The 17,454-nt window shown below is 62.2% G+C and carries 10 protein-coding genes; 6 read left to right on the plus strand and 4 right to left on the minus strand.

Annotated elements, in window-relative coordinates; genetic code table 11:
- A complete protein-coding gene (locus D8779_RS08370) occupies positions 1–990 on the minus strand; it encodes a phospholipase C/P1 nuclease family protein (RefSeq protein WP_136663951.1) in 990 nt (329 codons plus the stop codon).
- A gap of 405 nt (positions 991–1,395) precedes the next feature.
- Here D8779_RS08370 and loiP point away from each other — a divergent pair, with 405 nt between their 5' ends.
- The gene (loiP, locus tag D8779_RS08375) at positions 1,396–2,148 is read left to right on the plus strand and encodes a metalloprotease LoiP (protein ID WP_136663952.1); all 753 of its coding nucleotides are present in this window, start codon (positions 1,396–1,398) and stop codon (positions 2,146–2,148) included.
- A gap of 42 nt (positions 2,149–2,190) precedes the next feature.
- On the opposite strand, the gene D8779_RS08380 is transcribed toward loiP, so the two are convergent.
- Positions 2,191–3,837: a Na/Pi cotransporter family protein gene (locus D8779_RS08380; protein WP_136663953.1), complete on the minus strand. Its 1,647-nt coding sequence runs from the start codon at positions 3,835–3,837 to the stop codon at positions 2,191–2,193.
- A gap of 319 nt (positions 3,838–4,156) precedes the next feature.
- Between D8779_RS08380 and recC the strand changes: the two genes are divergently transcribed.
- The 5 genes from recC (at position 4,157) to D8779_RS08405 (ending at position 14,934) form a co-directional block, all read left to right on the plus strand.
- Complete coding sequence (gene recC, locus D8779_RS08385; protein WP_136663954.1) at positions 4,157–7,474, plus strand: exodeoxyribonuclease V subunit gamma; 3,318 nt, start codon at positions 4,157–4,159, stop codon at positions 7,472–7,474.
- Positions 7,471–11,031 (plus strand): exodeoxyribonuclease V subunit beta, encoded by a 3,561-nt coding sequence (gene recB / locus D8779_RS08390; protein ID WP_136663955.1) that lies wholly within the window; start codon positions 7,471–7,473, stop codon positions 11,029–11,031. Before recC ends, recB begins: the two co-directional genes overlap by 4 nt.
- Before the next feature lie 181 nt (positions 11,032–11,212).
- Positions 11,213–13,042: an exodeoxyribonuclease V subunit alpha gene (gene recD / locus D8779_RS08395; RefSeq protein WP_136663956.1), complete on the plus strand. Its 1,830-nt coding sequence runs from the start codon at positions 11,213–11,215 to the stop codon at positions 13,040–13,042.
- A 120-nt stretch (positions 13,043–13,162) separates the two neighbouring features.
- Positions 13,163–13,876: a substrate-binding periplasmic protein gene (locus D8779_RS08400; protein ID WP_240789700.1), complete on the plus strand. Its 714-nt coding sequence runs from the start codon at positions 13,163–13,165 to the stop codon at positions 13,874–13,876.
- A 287-nt stretch (positions 13,877–14,163) separates the two neighbouring features.
- Positions 14,164–14,934, plus strand: a complete 771-nt coding sequence (locus tag D8779_RS08405; protein ID WP_136663958.1) for a substrate-binding periplasmic protein — start codon at positions 14,164–14,166, stop codon at positions 14,932–14,934.
- 41 nt (positions 14,935–14,975) lie between these two features.
- Here D8779_RS08405 and D8779_RS08410 read toward each other — a convergent pair whose 3' ends face one another.
- Both D8779_RS08410 and prlC read right to left on the minus strand, forming a co-directional pair.
- The gene (locus D8779_RS08410; protein WP_136663959.1) at positions 14,976–15,260 is read right to left on the minus strand and encodes a YheV family putative zinc ribbon protein; all 285 of its coding nucleotides are present in this window, start codon (positions 15,258–15,260) and stop codon (positions 14,976–14,978) included.
- Positions 15,257–17,305 (minus strand): oligopeptidase A, encoded by a 2,049-nt coding sequence (gene prlC, locus D8779_RS08415; protein ID WP_136663960.1) that lies wholly within the window; start codon positions 17,303–17,305, stop codon positions 15,257–15,259. The genes D8779_RS08410 and prlC overlap by 4 nt, the downstream gene beginning before the upstream one ends.
- Positions 17,306–17,454: the final 149 nt, after the last annotated feature.

Below are 17,454 nucleotides of genomic sequence, written 5' to 3' on the forward strand. Positions count from 1 at the left end.
TTACAGGCCACCCTGGCCGTAGAAGGTATTGGCACCCTTGGTCAGCACGCTGACGGTCAGGGCGATGGACTCGGGAATCAGCTCCTTGGCAACCCGCAGGCGAGTGGCGTAGCTGGTGTCGTACAACGGCTCGGGGCGTTGATAGGCGACTTGCGCGGTTTGGGTGAGCAGATCTCGGATCGGTTTCTGTGGGTCATAACTGCCGACGCGGTTGGCCACGGCGGCCATATTGTTCAGGCCTTCGCTGGCGTAGTGGTCGTCCACCCAGCCTTCCCAGCCGGAGTGACCATTGCCCGAGGTGACCCAGGCGTGGTGCGGCTGCGCGACATCACCGGTGGTGTGCAGCGAGTAACCGATGGTCTGCAACGAAGGGGCGTTCTTGAACTGATCGAACCAGTACTTGGCCAGGTTATCGATGGGCTGGAAGGCCGCCGTCTGGAAGTCGCCGTAGTGGGTCTGCCAGTTGGAATTAGTGCCCTGGCGGTAGTGTGCCTCGGTGGTGTCGAAGTCGCTCTTTTTCAGCTCGCGGTTGTACAGGTAAACCATCGCGTACCAGTCGACGTCACCGCTCCAGCTGCCATCGACCTTGCGATAGCGGTAGTCGTAACCGCCGTGGTCATTGCCATGGGCGTCGCCCTGGCGGGCCATGTTGATGAAGTGCCAGTAGGAGGTGTAATTGACCAGCGACGCGGCGGCGCCGTATACCGGGGCGTGCTCGTAACCGACCCACCAGCCACCTAAGCGTGTGTCCTGAAAGTCGTCTACGTCATAGGCTGCCTGGCCGAGAATTTCGCCCGCGCGGGCTTCGCTGCCGGCGGCACCGACGTAGAACTGATAGGCGCGCTTCATCTCCGGGGTGGCGTAGGCCGAGTTGAGGAAGGCTAGGGCGTCTTTGACGATATTTTTATGGGTGGGCTGCGACCAGGCGCTGGCTTGGCCAGCGCTGCAGGCTAGGCCTAGACCAAGGGCCAGGGTGGTGAGGGTTTTCATAGGCAGGGCGCTCTTTTGTTGTTGGAGTTGAGCAGTTCTAGCGGGTATTTGTGGCAAAACTGTTGCAATCCCGCACGTCAACTTAAAACTCAAGTGTGGTGGAGGTTCAACCCAACCAAGGTTGGGTGGTATAGACCAATTGTGTTGGGCGTTTTGCTTTCGTGCCGCTGTTCAGCCAGGCAGTGCGGCTTACACCGTGCGGATGGGGCGGTCGGGTTCGATCCAGATGCGCTCAGCGGGTGGCAGTTAATGAAGTCGCAACCGTTGTTCATCTACCGCCGTTAAGCCTTAGAGCGTGATCGGCGGCACACTTTTCTGCGCGGTATATCACCGACAATGCCGCGCCGGCCGGGGCGCTGCAGCCTCTCGGTCACTCCATTGCCTCACTCCTCAAGGACGATGACCATGAAATTGCAGTTCTCTCTTTCTGCCCTCGCACTCGCCACCCTGCTGTCCGGCTGCCAGAACATGAGCCCTGACGCCATGCTCAATACCGGCTTGCAAGCCATGCAGGCAGCCACCCTCAGCGATGCTGAAGTGAAGAGCATGGCTGACGATGCCTGCGTGCAGATGGATGCTCAGTCGCCGATCGCGCCGGCCGACAGCACCTACAGCAAGCGCTTGGCGACGATTGCCAGCAACCTCGGCAGCCAGGTCAATGGCACGCCGGTGACCTATAAGGTCTATCTGGTCGACGAGGTCAACGCGTGGGCCATGGCCAACGGGTGCGTGCGCGTGTACAGCGGCCTGATGGACCTGATGACCGACAACGAAGTGGAAGGTGTACTCGGTCACGAGATGGGTCACGTTGCCCTCGGCCACACCAAGAAGGCCATGCAAGCGGCTTATGCCACCTCGGTAGCGCGTGGCGCGATTGCCTCTTCCGGCAACAGTGCGGCCATGGCGCTGTCCAGCTCGCAGCTAGGGGATTTGGGTGAGGCGCTGATCAATGCGCAGTTCTCCCAGTCCCAGGAAAGCGCTGCTGACGACTTTTCCTTTGACCTGCTGAAGAAGCGCAATATTCCGCTTCAAGGCTTGGCCAGTGCATTCGACAAGCTGGCCCAGCAGGGCGGCGGTGACAGCAGCATGTTCGACTCCCACCCTGGCTCGGCCGACCGTGCTGAGCATATTCGTCAGCGTATTGCTGCCGAGAAGTGATCAACGATGGGGCCGCAACAGCGGCCCCATTTGTTTTAGGTGTTACTCATCTGCCGTGTCCTGGTTATGCAGCGCGCCGGTTTCGTTACTTTCCAGCACCGCATAAGCGCTTGAACAGAACAGCGAGTTGAGGCGTTTCATGTCGGCGATCAACTCCATGTGCAGGCCGCTGGTTTCAATGCTTTGCACCACCTGATGATGCAGGCGTCCGACATGGGCGTGGGCCAAACGGCGCTCTTGAGCGCGGAAGCGGCGTTTTTCGCGCAGCAGTTGGCGGGCACTTTCCTTGTCGCCTGACAGAAAAACCGAAAGACCTAGGCGCAGATTGGCTGTGAGCTGTTGATGCAGGCTGGTCAATTCTTCCAGGCCATTATCGGAAAAAGCGTGGCGCTGAGCGGTTCGCTGATCCTGCACCTTGCCGAGCATGCGCTCGATGATGTCGCCGGCCTGTTGCAGGTTGACCGCCAACTCGATGATCTCTGCCCAGCGGTGGTTGTCCTGCTCGCTCAAGGCTTCCCGCTGCACCTGGGCCAGGTAGAGTTTCACCGCGCTGTAGAGTGCATCAACATCGTCATCGAGACGGCGCAGCTCCTTGCTCAGCGCGGTTTGTCCGCCTTGCAGCACTTCCAGCAGGTGGCTGAGCATGGTTTCGACAATGTCGCCGATGCGCAGGGTTTCGCGCACCGCATTAGCCAGTGCCAGGCTCGGGGTGGACAGTGCGGTGGGATCGAGATGACGTGGGCGGGCAACGCCGTTCTCTTCGGCGCGATCCGGCAGCAGCCAGTTGCAGAAGCGCGCCATCAGCCCGACGCTGGGCAGCATCAGCACGCAGCGCAGGCTGTTGTAGAGCACGTGAAAGCCGATCACCAGCTCTTCGGGTCGCCAGTTCAGGCTGTCCAGCCAGTTAGCCAGGGGATCTAGGAACGGCATCACCAGCAGTAGGCCGATCAGCTTGTAAAGCAGGCTGCCCAGCGCCACACGTCGTCCGGCTGGGCTTTGCAGGCTGCTGGTGAGGAAGGCCAATAAGCCGCTGCCAATATTCGCGCCGATCACCAGACCGATGGCCACCGGCAGGCTGATCAGGCCCGCTCCGGTGAGCATGGCGGTGAGCAGCACAGCGGCCAGGCTGGAATAGGAAATCAACGCAAACAGCGCACCGACCAGGGCGTCCAGCAGCAGGTCGCCGGTCAGTGAGGCGAACAGCACCCGGATGCCTTGCTCCTGAGTGATGGGCGTGGCGGCCGCAACGATCAGCTCCAATGCCAGCAGCATCAAACCCAGGCCAATGCCAACTCGGCCGAGTTGGCCGGCGCGGGTTTGCTTGCGTGAGAGGAAGAAAATCACCCCGAGGAAGATCAGCAGCGGGCTTAGCCAGCTCAGGTCGAGGGTCAGCACCCGCGCCATCAACGCGGTGCCGACATCGGCACCGAGCATGATCGCCAGTGCCGGGGTCAGGGTCATCAAGCCCTGGGCGACGAAGGAGGTCACCAGCAGCGCGGTGGCGTTACTGCTCTGCACCAGCGCGGTAACGCCAATCCCGGCAGCAAAGGCCATGGGCCGTTTGCTGACGTTGTGGCTAAGCACCTTACGCAGCTGCGAGCCATACACGCGCAAGATGCCGGTGCGGACGATGTGGGTGCCCCAGATCAGCAGGGCAATGGCAGAAAGCAGATTGAGCAGGGTTAGCATCGCGCATCTCCCTGACGCGGGTCGCCCCAAAGAGGGCAACAACAGGAGGCGACGCCTAGGCTTTGGCAGTGAATCCGCAGAGTTAGGTGTCGCGGGTAAGTGAATGGCCTGATTAGATATTTTTTTACCAAGCCTAGCTTTAGCTTTAGTCGCCAAATGGCATTGGCGCCAGTCGCGTGAGCACAGTTAAGTGCTCTGGCGGGTGTTAAACGCAGCGCTATTCGGCCAATTCCAGCGTGCTGCGACCCAGGCTGTCGCGGCATGCCGTCAGGCGGGTGAGCTGTTAACCTAGGCCGATTGAACGGATGCGACCCTGCCCATGCTCACCCTCTACCACGCACCAGATCTAGAAACCCTTGGCGAGCTGGCCACGACTTTATTGGCCACGCCGATGCGCGATGCGTTCGCCCCCGCGTTGGTGGTGGTGCCGAGCCAGGGCATGGGCCGCTGGCTGACCCTAGAGTTGGCGCGCAAGCAGGGTATTGCCATGCAGCTGGAGGTGCAGCTGCCGGCCAAGTTTGTTTGGGATTTGTCGCGCCTGGCCTTGGGTCAGTTGCCGGAACAATCAGCCTTTAGCCCTAGCAGCCTGAGCTGGCGCCTGTATGACTGGCTGTGTGAGCCCGAGCAACTGGCGCAGGCAGCGCGCTTGGCGCATTACCTGGACGGTGGCGATGAGCGTCGTCGGCTGTCGCTGGCGGTGAAGATCGCCGACGTTTTCGACCAATACCTGCTTTATCGCGACGACTGGCTCGCCGCTTGGGAGCGCAATGAGCTGCTCGACCTCGGCCCGGATGAAGCTTGGCAGGCGCTGCTGTGGCGCGAGCTGACCAAAGAGGGCCACCCGCACCGCGCGCGCCTGCTCGAAGACTTGCTGGCGCGGCTGTACGACGCCGCGCCGATCAACGCTCTGCCCGAGCGCGTGCTGATCTTCGGCATCAGCTCCCTGCCGCCGCATCATATGCGTGTGCTGGAAGGCCTGGCGCGGCACACCGAAGTGGTGATCTTCGCCCTCAATCCCTGCCGCGAAGCCTGGGGTGAAATTCGCGATATCCGTGAGCTGGCCAGGCAGCCGCAAAGCGCAGCGGCTAATCAAGAGCTGAATCCGGATGATTGGTACCTGGACGTCGGTCATCCACTGCTGGCGAGTCTGGGTAAACAAGGCCGCGATTTCTTCGACAGCCTGTTCAGCCTGGCCTCCAGCGAAGGCAGCCAGGAAGTCGGCTTGTATTCCGAGGATGCCGACCTGCACGATGGCAGCCTGCTGCAAGCGCTGCAGAACGACATTCTGCGTCTGCGCACTCGCACTGCGGATGAGCGCTTGCAGCTGCGCGACGACGACCGTTCGCTGGAACTGCACATCGCCCACTCGCCGCTGCGCGAAGTGGAAATTCTGCATGACCAACTGCTCGCCCGCTTTGCCGCCGAGCCGGAACTGACCCCGGACCAAGTGGTGGTGCTAACCCCGGACATCGAGCGTTATGCGCCCTATATCGAGGCCGTATTCGCCCCGCGTGAAGGCGTACCGCGCGTGCCATTCAGCCTGGCCGACCGCAGCCTGCGTGCAGAAATCCCGCTGATCGAAGCCTTCCTCAGCTTGCTGGCGCTGCCGGACAGCCGCTTTACCGCCGAAGAAGTGCTCGCCCTACTGGAGCAGCCAGCCGTCGCTCGCCGCGCCGGGATCGAAGCCGAAGACCTGAGCCTGCTGCGCGATTGGTTGCGCGAGGCCGGCATCCGCTGGGGCCGTGATGACGCGCACCGCGAACAGCTTGGCTTGCCAGCCGATGCCGCATTCACCTGGCGGCAAGGGCTGGATCGTCTGCTGCTGGGCTTTGCCGCGCCGCCGCAGTTAGCCGGGTTGGCTGCGCCTTTGCTCGGCAGCAGCTGGCCGCTGGACGCGCTGGAAGGTGGCCGTGCGCAATTGCTCGGTCGCCTGTCCGGTTTTGTCGAGCGCTTGGCCGCGCTGGCGCAGAGCCTGCAACGACCCCGGCCTTTGGCTGAGTGGGCCGAATCGCTGCAAGTGCTGATCGATCAAGTGTTTGATGAACGCGAAGCTGGCGATACCTTATTGCTGCTGTCCAAGGCCAGCGCTGCTTTGCAGGAGCAGGCCACGGCCTCCGGGGTCGAACGGCCGATTGAGCTGGCGCTGATTCGTCAGCAACTGACCGCAGCCTTGGAGCAAGGCAGTGCGGCGTCGGGCTTTCTCACCGGCGCGGTGACCTTCTGCACCATGGTGCCGATGCGCAGCCTGCCGTTCCGGCTGGTTTGCCTGCTCGGCCTGGATGACGGCGCGCTGCCACGGCGTACCCCGGCCGCCGGTTTCGACCTGATCGGGCAGAAGCCCCGCCGTGGCGACCGCGCGCGGCGTTTGGATGACCGTTATCTTTTGCTGGAAACCCTGCTCTCGGCCCGTGGCGGTCTGTACCTCAGTTATGTCGGCCGCGACCCGCGCAGCAATAAGGAACTACCGCCCTCGGTGCTGGTTAGCGAGCTGCTCGATGTGGTCGACCTCACGGCTGTTTGTACAAGCGATAGTGGCAGGGGCTTTAGCCGCGGCGCCTCTGAGGTCAACGCTAAAGTCAGCGCCCGCATCACCCATCAGCATCCGTTACAGCCCTTCGCTCCCGGCAACTTCGCCGGCGCGCGGCATGCCGGTTTCGCCGCGCCCTGGTTTCACGCGGCGCAGCGTTTGAGCCAAGCGGTGGAAGCCACGCCACCATTCGCCAGCCTGTTGGCAGAACCCGACAAAGACTGGCTGAGCATTGAGCCGAGCCAATTGCTGCATTGCTTCAAACACCCGGCGCGTTACCTGCTGGAGCAGCGCCTCGGTCTGCGTCTGGCCCAGAGTGACGAAGCCTTGGCCGGCGATGAGCCGTTCAGCGTTGAGTGGACCAGCCAGCATGGTTTGCGCCAGTTAGCGTTACAGGCCATTGAGCGCGGCTGGAGTGAGCGCGAGGAACGCGCCGTGGCCGCAGCATCTGGCTGGTTGCCGGTGGGCGAGTTGGGTCAGGCGCATTGGGGGCAGATTCGCGGGCCGATCCGCGCCTTCGCCCCAACCCTGTTCGATGAACGCCCGGAGGATGCGCCGCAACCGCTGCTGGTGGATATCGAGTTGGCCGGCGTACGCATTCACGGTTGGCTGGATGGCGTCAGCGCCAGCGGCCTGTTCGATTACCGCCTGCGCGATCTCGGCGCCTGGGAGCTGGCGCCGTTCTGGTTGCGCCACTTGCTGCTTAACTACGCGGCGACGCCAGGCACCAGCCGGGATAGCCGCCTGTTGTCGCCAAAAAGCGAATGGCGTTTAGGCCCGCTGGCCGATGCTCGGGGGCTGCTAGAACCTTGGCTGGACGCTTACAAAAGTGCCCTGCGTGAACCATTGCCGCTGTTCGCCAAATGCAGCCATGGCTTCGCCCGCAAGTGGCGTAAGCCCGGGCGTAAAGAGCCAATTGACGCCGCCCGCAGCGAAGCGCGGCTGATGTGGCAGGGTAACGACTACATGACCGGCGAAGGCCAAGACCCCTGGAATGCCCTGGCCTTCCGCGACCGTGAGCCGCTGGACGAGCGTTTCGAGGCGCTCGCCGAACAGCTCTACGGCCCGGCGCTGGACGCCCTGCAAGGCAGTGAAGAGGACGAGGCATGAGTGGCGCTGTGTTAAACCTATTGCAGGACAGCTTTAGCGGCCGCTCGCTGATCGAAGCCAGCGCCGGCACCGGCAAAACCTGGACCCTGACCTCGCTCTACGCCCGTCTGTTGCTGGAGAAAAAGCTCAGCGTCAGCCAGATTCTGGTGGTGACCTTTACCACCGCCGCCACCGCCGAGCTGCGCGAGCGCATCCGTAAGCGTTTGGCCGAACTGCTGGCGGTGTACGACAACGGCCCGAGCGACGACAAGCTGCTCAATGATCTGCATGCGCAGTACCCGGACGCCGCTAGCCACCGCCGTTTGTTGCTGGCAGTACATGGTTTTGACGAGGCGGCGATCTTCACTATTCACGGTTTCTGTCAGCGCGCCTTGCAGGATGCCGCATTCGAGGCCGGTGGTGATTTCGACAACGAGTTGACCCATGACGACCGCGAGATTATCGACGCGCTGTTGGCTGACTTGTGGCGACACGAACTGGCGGCCGCCGAGCCGGAGTGGGCGGCGTTTCTGGTGCAGCAAAAGATCACCCCGCAAAGCCTGCGCAAACGCCTGCGTAATCACTTGGGCAAACCCTATCTGCGCATCGAGCCGCAACCGGGTACACACAGCGACATGGCGGCACTACGCGCCGCCTGGCAACAGGCGCAGCGCCTCTGGCAAGGCGAGAGCGCCGCTTGGCTGGAGCAGCTGAAAGCCTTCGACGGCTTCAAGAGCAATATGTGCAACGCGGCCAAACTGGGTGTTTGGCAGGCGGAGTTGGACGGCTATTTCAGTGATGCTGCCGCGCTGTTCAGCAAGACCGAAGCGCACCGTCGTCTGGCTCGCGAAGGGCTGAACAAGGCCAGTAAAAAGGGCTGCGAAGCGCCGGCTAATCCGCTGGCGGCAGCCTTGCAGGAACTCTGCGACGCCCTCGATGCGGCGCAGCCAGAAGCCGAGCAACGGCTGATCGACCTGCAAGTACGTCTGATTGGTCAGCTCAACGAGCAGCTGCCACAACGCAAGGCGGCGCAGCGTTTGTTGGCCTTCGACGACCTGCTCAACAAGCTGCAACAGGCGCTACAGGGCGAGGGCGGCGAGCACTTGGCGACGACCCTGCGCACGCAATACCCGGTGGCGCTGATCGATGAATTTCAGGACACCGACCCGGTGCAGTACCGGGTGTTTCACCGGATCTACGAAGACAATGGGGACCTGTGCTTTGTCGGGGATCCGAAGCAGGCTATTTACGCTTTCCGCGGCGCCGACTTGGCGACCTACCTGCAAGCCCGCAGCGAAGCGGCGCGGCAATACAGCCTGACCACCAACCACCGCTCCACGCCTGAGCTGATCGCCTCGCTCAATCAGCTGTTCGACCGGCCCATGCCGTTTGCCGAGCCGGGTCTGGCCTACCAGCAGGTCGGCGCCAGCGATAAAGCGCGCCCGCAGTTGGTGTTGCCGCCGGTTGAGGGTGAGCAGGACGCGCCGCTGGCGCTGGTTTGGCTGGATAACGACTACCTCGGCAAGGGCGAAGCCGGCGCGTTAGTCGCTCGCGACACAGCACGGCGAATTGCCTCTGTGCTGGCAGCCAGTAGTCGTGGCGAGGCGTATTTTAATAATGAAGGCGGCGAACAGTCGGCAACCCGTACGCCGATCAAGGGCGGCGATATTGCCGTGCTGGTTGCCAGTCATCGGCAGGCCAGTGAAGTAGCCGCAGAGCTGGCTGCGCGTGGCGTGCCCAGTGTGCGCCGCGGCAAGGAGAATGTTTGGCACAGCGAGGAGGCGGATGAGCTGAGCGCGGTGCTGGCCGCCTACGCTGAGCCCGGCCGTGAGGGTGCGTTGCGTTACGCCCTGGCCAGTCGTTTGCTGGGCCGCAGCGCCGCCGATCTGGCGGCCTGCTCGGAAGATGCTCACGCTTGGGACGCCGAACGCGAAGCGGCCGAACGCTATCACCAACTGTGGCAGCAACAGGGCTTTATGCGCGCCTTCCGCGCCTGGCTGGATGAGCAGAAAGTCGCCCAGCGTCTGCTGGCCTTGGTCGATGGCGAACGCCGTTTGACCAACCTGCTGCACCTGGCTGAATTGCTGCAAACCGAAAGCTTGCAACGCCCCGGCCTGGAGCAGCTGCTGAGCTGGTTCAACGCCCAACGCAGCGCCGAAGCCCACGGTGAAGAGGCCCTGCTGCGCCTGGAAAGCGATGCCGAGCGGGTGCAGATCGTCACCATCCACACCTCCAAGGGCTTGGAGTATCCGTTGGTGTTCTGCCCCTACCTGTGGGACGGCGCGCTGCTCTATCAGCACGAAGACATCAGCTGCCACGCCGACGACGGCACGCCGTTGCTCGACCTCGGCAGCGAACAGCTCGACGTGCACCGCGAGCGCGCCCGCCACGAGCGCTTCGCCGAGAAGCTACGCCTGACCTACGTCGCCCTGACCCGCGCTGGTGAACGGTTGTGGTTGCACTGGGGGCCGGTGGACTGCAAACCGAAGAAGGACGGTACGCTGAGTGACTCCGGCCTGCACAGCAGCGCCCTGGCCTGGCTGCTGCACGGTCGCGAGTTGCCGGGTGAGGATGCTTTGGCCGAGCTTGCCGGACATATGCAGAGTTTGAGCCCGCAGGGCGTGCACGCAGAAATCCAACAGTTGGTGGCGAGCAGCTCCGGCCATATGAGCATTCAGCCGTTGCGTGACAGCGAAGCCAGCGCCGCTGGCGAGCAACGGGCTCCGGCGCCGCAGCAGTTATCAACATTGCAACGCAGCCTGCACAGCGCCTGGCGCGTCGGCAGCTTCTCCGGCCTGGCCGCCGGTATGCACATGGAAGCGCCGGACCGCGATGGCCTGGTGATCCCCGATGCCAGTGAGCCGGGCACGGGCTTTTTCGCCTTCCCCCGTGGCGCGCGAGCCGGTACCTGCCTGCACGCCATTCTCGAAGACTGGGCGCGGGATAAGGCGTCGTTGGCAGATTTGATTGAGCCGGGCCTGAGCGGCCACGGCATCAGTAATGACTGGAACGCGGTGGCGCTTGAGCAACTGCAACAGGTGATCGACTGCGATCTCGATGGACAGGGCCTGACCCTGAGCGGGCTAAACCCTTTGCGTCGCCTGCCCGAGCTGGGCTTTACCTTCCCGGTCGCCGGGCTGGATATGCAGCGCCTGCGGGCGATTCTCAGTGATCCGGCCCACGGCCTGCCTGCGCCGATGCGTGATGCGGCGGCGCGGTTGGAATTCGACAGCCTCAAGGGCTTCCTCAAAGGCTTTATCGACCTAACCTTCGAGCATGACGGGCGCTGGTACATCGCCGACTACAAATCCAACTGGCTCGGCCCGGATGCCAGTTACTACGGCGGCGACCGTCTGCTGCAAGCCCTGGCGGCGGAGCATTACTACCTGCAATACCTGATCTATCTGGTGGCGCTGCGGCGCTTCCTGCGTCAGCGTCTGGACGATTTCCAGAGTGATCAACTGGGCGGCGCTTACTACCTGTTTCTGCGTGGCATGCCGAGCGTCGGGGTGTATTTCTCACGCCCGGCGGATGGCTTGCTAGATGCGCTGGATACCTTGTTTGCGGAGGGTAAGTGATGCTTCCAGGTAGCCCGGATGTAATCCGGGAAAGGTTTTCGTGCCGTTTAACTCATGCCCCGGATTTCATCCGGGCTACGGGATCGACAGGGATTGGCTGGGTAGGGTGGATGACGCTCTTTTCATCCACCACTGTTGGCGGTGGATGGGTGAAGCGTCATCCACCCTACGGGAGGAGAGTATGACGCTTGCCGACTTGCCCCTTGGCCCGCTCGAACGCGCGCTGGTCGATAGCCTGCAGCGTCTCGATCCGCAGGCGTCGCCGGTGGTGTTGGCTTCGGCGGCGCTACTTTGCATGGCCTTGGACAAAGGCGATGTGTGCCTGCCCCTAGCTCGTTATGCCGGACAGCGGCCTTGGCCCGAGCATGCCTTTAACCTACCGAATCTGGCGGACTGGCAGGCGCAGTTGGAAGCCTCAGCACTGGTCGGTGCTGATGGCGATTTCACTCCGCTGATTCTCGAACATGGCCGGCTCTATCTGGCGCGCTATCAGGCCTATGAGCGGCATCTGGCCACGCAACTGCTGCAACGCGCCGCTGATCTGCCGGAGATCGACGAAACCCAGCTGAGTGAAAGTCTCAGCCGCTTATTTGCCTTCAACCAGCAACAACCGGACTGGCAGCGTTTGGCCGCCGCGCAAGCGGTACGGCGCAAGCTGGCGGTAATCTCCGGCGGCCCCGGCACTGGCAAAACCACCACCGTGGTGCGCCTGCTTGCTGCCCTTCTTGAGCAGCCCGGTTGTGAGCATTTGGCTATCGGCCTGGCCGCGCCCACTGGCAAGGCCGCCGCCCGCATGGCCGAAGCAATTCGCAATGCCAAGGCCGCACTGCCGGTCAGCGAGGCGATCAAAGCCGCGCTGCCGGATGAAGCGCGCACCTTGCATCGCTTGCTCGGCAGCCGTGGCGACAGCCCGCAGGTGCGGCATCACGCGGCCAACCCGCTGGCGTTGGATGTGCTGGTGGTGGACGAAGCCTCGATGGTCGACCTGGCGCTGATGGCCAAATTGCTCGACGCCCTGCCGCCGACGGCGCGGCTGATTCTGCTCGGTGACAAAGACCAGCTCTGCGCCGTGGAAGCCGGCGCGGTATTCGCCGAGCTGTGCGAAGGGCGTGGCTTTGATGCCCAGGCTGCCGCCGACTTGCAACGTATCACCGGTCAGCCGGTTCCGGTGTCTGAGCCCAGCTCGCAACTGGGCGATGCCGTGGTGCTGCTGATCCATAGCCATCGCTTTGCCGGCGACAGCGGCATCGGTGAGCTGGCGCGGCGCATCAACGGCGGCGATGTCAGCGCTACGCTCAACCTGCTCAAAGAAGATCGCAGCGATCTGGCCTGGAACGCCGAGCCCACGCCGGCAGACTTACTTGATCGGCTCGACCAGGGCTACGTCCCTTACATGGCAGCGGCGAAAAACGCGGATGCCGCTGCTGCGTTCGCCGCCTTCAACAGCTTTCGCACCCTGACGGCCCAGCGCGAAGGCGTTTGGGGCGTAGCCGGGATCAACGAAGCGCTGGAGGCGCGGATCAAGCGCCGCAGTCAGGTGCCGAGCCGCGAGCGCTGGTATGTCGGGCGGCCGGTGATGGTGCGGCAAAACGATTACGCCCTCGGCCTGTTCAACGGTGATATCGGCATCTGCCTGCATACCGAGTACGGCCTGCGCGTGTTCTTTGAAGGCGAGGACGGCTTTCGTCCCTTCGCCCCCGCGCGTCTACCCAGCCACGATAGTGCCTTCGCCATGACGGTGCATAAGAGCCAGGGTTCTGAGTTCGCCGAAGTGCTGCTGGTGCTGCCCGAGCAACCCAGCCCGTTGCTTAGCCGCAGCCTGTTCTACACCGGCATCACCCGAGCCAAGCAGAAGGTGGAAATCTGGGGCTTGCCACCACGCTTGGCTGAAGCTGTGGCAACGCGTGCCGAGCGATCCGCAGGGTTGGCTCAGCGGCTGGCGCTGAGTCCCGCGCAGGTACACCAAGCAGTGCCGCAACAGGTCAGCACGCAGCGTGATCTTTTTGAATAGACAGCCACCACACCGGCGCTTATGCCTACACTTGGTTAAGGAGAGCGGCTGGCTAATGACTAAGGTTGAGGGCTGATGCAGGGACGAGTATTTGCCTGTCTGCTACTTAGCGTGGCGCTCGTGAGCAGTGCTGTAGCTGACAGTTGGCGCTTAGTAACCGGCGACGATTACGCCCCCTTTACCGGTGAGTCACTCCCGGCCGGAGGCATGCTGACCCAGGTGGTGCAATCAGCCTTGGCCGCTGCTGGGATCAGTAATACGTTGGATTGGCGGCCCTGGAATCGCGGCTATCTGCAAACCCTGCGCGGTGACTACGACGCCACCTTCCCCTATGTACGCAGCGTGCAACGCGAGCAGGAGTACTTTTACTCCGAGCCCTTGTTTACCCCTCAGCAGCATATTTTCAGCCGCGCTGGCGAGGTCATTGAAGTTACAGATATAGCTAGCATGCTCGGCAAGCGTTTGTGCTTTCCTCTTGGTTGGCAGTCGCCGCCTGTGCTCCAGCAAATGCTCGATCGCGGCCAGTTGGTACGCCATTCGCCAGCTGGCCTGAAGGAGTGCGCAAAGTTGTTGCTGCTGGGCCGTGATGATTTCTTTATTTCGGATCACCGCCTTGGTTTGACCGCCTTGCAAGCGTCTGGAGCACCCATGAGTGCCTTTCGCCGCTCTACCGAGACGCTGAGTAGTAGCGCCTTGCACTTGATCGTGCCGCGTAGCCATCCGCGTGCGGCGGCAATTATCGAGCAGTTCAATGAGGCCTTGGCCGCCTTGCATGCCAGTGGCGAATATCAGCGTTTGATTGAGGACTACCTACAACAGCTGGATAAACATTAGGGCAGGCGCCTCTGTTATTCGACATGGCGGTGTCTATCCAGCTTGATCAGCCCGGCGATGGCCAGTCCACGGCGCGCAGTTCAACCCCGTGGCGACGCGTGTGGAGCAGGCTCCTGGGTTGGTGCAGCAGCTGGTCATAACGCCGCTGTCAGTGGCTGCCTAACGCCCTGTTACAACGCCGTTGAGCTTATTTGATTAGCCAGGGCAAGTGAGCGGCCTACACTGCAGAGGTAACTCACTGCAGTTTTAATGTGCGCCGAGGTATTTAGCGCTAAGGCTTAGAACGGATGTTTACACGACGACTTGGCTGCTTGCTACTGGGCTTTTTTTGCTGCCACAGCGCGTTTGGCGAGCACTTGCGTTTGGTCACCGCTGACGACTACGCACCGTTTACCGGGAGAGCATTACCGGCTGGCGGCATGCTCACCCAGGTTGTGCATGCCGCTCTAGCCCAGGTAAATCTCGATAGCACGCTGGACTGGCAACCCTGGAACCGAGGCTATCTAAAAACGCTACGTGGCGAGTACGACGCCACTTTCCCCTATGTGCACACGCTCCAGCGAGAGCAGGAGTACTTCTATTCGGCTCCGCTGTTGGTCGTTGAACAACATATTTTCAGTCGCGCCGATGACCCCATAGAGCGTGTTGACGCGCAGATCATGCAGGGTCGCAGTGTCTGTAGCCCGTTGGGCTGGCAGCCGCCATCGGTTATCCAGGACTTGCTGGATCAAGGGGTGCTGAGACGCCATTCACCGATTGGTATCAAAGAGTGCGCGCGGTTGGTGTTGATCGGGCGGGATGACTTTTTTGTCGCTGATCGGCGGCTGGGGGACGCTGCGCTACAGCTGGTGGGAGCTACACCGGCTCAGATGCGCAGCTCCAACAGCATGATCAGTACCAGCTCTTTGCACCTGATCGTGCCGCTTAATCACCCACGTGGCGCATCGATTATCGATAGCTTCGACGCAGGGTTGGCGAGCCTTAGAGCCAGCGGTGAGTACCAGCAGGTGCTTGCGGGATATATAGAGTCCCGGGCGCAGATGACGAGCGGTAACTAGCCTGTCGCGCTTGCGCGCGCAGGCCTTCTTTGACTGCTGGCTTATTCAGTCGGTTTCTTCAGCTTTGGATTTGGAAAGAACTGCACCGTTTGCACCTTAGGGTTGCTGGCCTTGGGTTTTAGCGCACTGATATTGACCCGCGTCGGCAGTTCTTTTGGCACCGAATTGCCGCGCTCATCCAAGGTGTCCGCGTAACCGCAGGCCACGCACTCGCGGTTCGGCACGCCGTCGACATTCCACATCTGGATCTTGTCCATTTCGCTGCACGCCGGGCACACCGCCCCGGCTATAAAGCGTTTAGCGCTGATCACCGGTGCGTCGCTCATGCGGCCTCCTGGCTCAAGCCGAGATGGCGTAGCAGGGCGTCAATGCTCGGCTCGCGACCACGGAAGTCGACAAACAACACCATCGGCGCTTGCGATCCGCCGCGCGCTAGAATCGCATCGCGAAATGCGTTACCGGTGGCGCGGTTGAACACCCCATCTTCCTCAAATTTAGAGAAGGCATCGGCGCTCAACACTTCCGCCCACTTGTAGCTGTAATAACCGGCCGCGTAACCGCCGGCGAAGATATGCGCGAAGCTGTTGGGGAAGCGGTTGTAGGCGGGCGGACGCAGCACCGAAACTTCCTGGCGAATGCCTTCGAGTACGTCGAGGACGCTGCGACCGTCGCCGTGGGTGGCGTGCAGTTCGAAGTCGAACAGGCTGAACTCGATTTGCCGCACCATCATCAAGCCGGACTGGAAATTCTTCGCCGCCAGCATCTTGTCCAGCAGGTCCTGCGGTAGCGGTTCGCCGCTTTCATAATGACCAGATATCAGCGCCAGGCCTTCCGGCTCCCAGCACCAGTTCTCCATAAACTGGCTTGGCAACTCGACAGCGTCCCACGCCACACCGTTGATGCCCGACGCGCCAGCATGCTCGACGCGGGTCAGCAGGTGGTGCAGGCCGTGGCCGAATTCGTGGAACAGGGTGGTGACTTCATCGTGGGTCAGCAGCGCCGGCTTACCGCCGACCGCTGGGGTGAAGTTGCACACCAGATTGGCCACTGGACTGATCAGCGTGCCATCGGCCGTGCGGCGCTTGTCGCGGGCACCATCCATCCACGCGCCGCCGCGCTTGTTGGCGCGGGCGTAGAGGTCGAAGAAGAAGCGCCCGACGTGCTGGCCGTTTTCTTCAATTTCGAACAGGCGTACATCCGGGTGCCAGGCGTCGAAACCGGACAGCTCTTTGATCTGGATGCCGTAGAGCTTCTCGACGATGGCGAACAGGCCGCTGAGCACTTTGTCGATGGGGAAATAGGCGCGCAGGATTTCCTGGGAAATGCTGTAGCGCTGCTCGCGCAGTTTTTCGCTGTAGTAGCCGACATCCCAACTCTGCAGATCATTGCAGCCCTGCTCACTGGCGAAAGCTTGCAACTCGCTCAGGTCCTGGGCCGCGAATGGCTTGCTGCGCGCCGCCAGGTCACGCAGGAAACTGAGTACCTGTTCGGTGGAGTCGGCCATCTTGCTGGCCAATGACAGTTCGCTGTAATTGCCGAAGCCAAGCAGCTTGGCCAACTCCTGGCGCAGGGCGAGAATTTCGGCCATGACCGGGGTGTTATCGTTCTGCCCGGCATTCGGGCCCTGGTCGGAGGCGCGGGTGCAGTAGGCGGCGTACACCTCTTCACGCAGGGCGCGATCGTCGGCGTAGGTCATCACCGCGAAGTAGCTGGGGAACTCCAGGGTGATCAACCAGCCATCCAGTTCTTTTGCCGCCGCGGCTTGTTGCATTTGTACCTTGGCCGAGTCGGTCAGGCCCGCCAGCGCCGCTTCGTCAGTAACGTGCTTGCTCCAGGCTTGGGTGGCATCGAGCAGCTGGTTGGAGAACGTGCTGCCCAGCTCGGAGAGCTTCATCTGGATTTCGCCGTAACGCTGCTGTTCGGCGGGTGGCAGGTCGATACCGCTCAGGCGGAAATCGCGCAGGGCATGTTCGAGAATGGTCTTCTGCGCCACGTCGAAGCCGGCGGCCTCGGGGCTGTGGGCCAGACTTTCATAGGCTTGGAACAGCGGGCGGTTCTGGCCGATCTCGGTCCAGTATTCGGACAGCTTGGGCAGGCAGGCCTCATAGGCGGCGCGCAGTTCGGCGTTGTTGCACACGGCGTTCAGGTGGCTCACCGGGCTCCAGGCCTGGCCCAGGCGCGCACCCAACTCATCGAGCGCCAACACCAGGCCATCCCAGCAGGGTGTGCCAGACTGTTGTTCAAGCAGACGCGCCATGGCAGCGCGGCTATCGGCCAGAATGCTGTCCACCGCCGGCTCGACATGCTCGGGGCGAATGGCGGAGTAGGGCGGGAGGTCGAAGGCTTGCAGCAGTGGGTTGTTGGCAGTCACGTCGGGTCACCTGTAACGAAATGGGTGTGTAGCTGTGACCCCAGGTGGATGCGAAAACTCCCAGGGGCAGGCTTGAGTGGGTACCGGCCGTTGTTAAAACAGCGCGCATACCCTGAACATGGGTGCCATCTTAATTACAATCAAGGCCT

The sequence above is a fragment of the Pseudomonas leptonychotis genome, assembly GCF_004920405.1.
GTDB lineage: Bacteria > Pseudomonadota > Gammaproteobacteria > Pseudomonadales > Pseudomonadaceae > Aquipseudomonas > Aquipseudomonas leptonychotis.

Excerpts from the sequence above, each read along its gene's own strand:
- recC (WP_136663954.1), top strand. The coding sequence starts at position 4,157 with ATGCTCACCCTCTACCACGCACCAGATCTAGAAACCCTTGGCGAGCTG.
- recB (WP_136663955.1), top strand. The coding sequence starts at position 7,471 with ATGAGTGGCGCTGTGTTAAACCTATTGCAGGACAGCTTTAGCGGCCGC.
- recD (WP_136663956.1), top strand. The coding sequence starts at position 11,213 with ATGACGCTTGCCGACTTGCCCCTTGGCCCGCTCGAACGCGCGCTGGTC.
- D8779_RS08410 (WP_136663959.1), bottom strand. The coding sequence starts at position 15,260 with ATGAGCGACGCACCGGTGATCAGCGCTAAACGCTTTATAGCCGGGGCG.
- loiP (WP_136663952.1), top strand. The coding sequence starts at position 1,396 with ATGAAATTGCAGTTCTCTCTTTCTGCCCTCGCACTCGCCACCCTGCTG.
- D8779_RS08380 (WP_136663953.1), bottom strand. The coding sequence starts at position 3,837 with ATGCTAACCCTGCTCAATCTGCTTTCTGCCATTGCCCTGCTGATCTGG.
- D8779_RS08405 (WP_136663958.1), top strand. The coding sequence starts at position 14,164 with ATGTTTACACGACGACTTGGCTGCTTGCTACTGGGCTTTTTTTGCTGC.
- D8779_RS08370 (WP_136663951.1), bottom strand. The coding sequence starts at position 990 with ATGAAAACCCTCACCACCCTGGCCCTTGGTCTAGGCCTAGCCTGCAGC.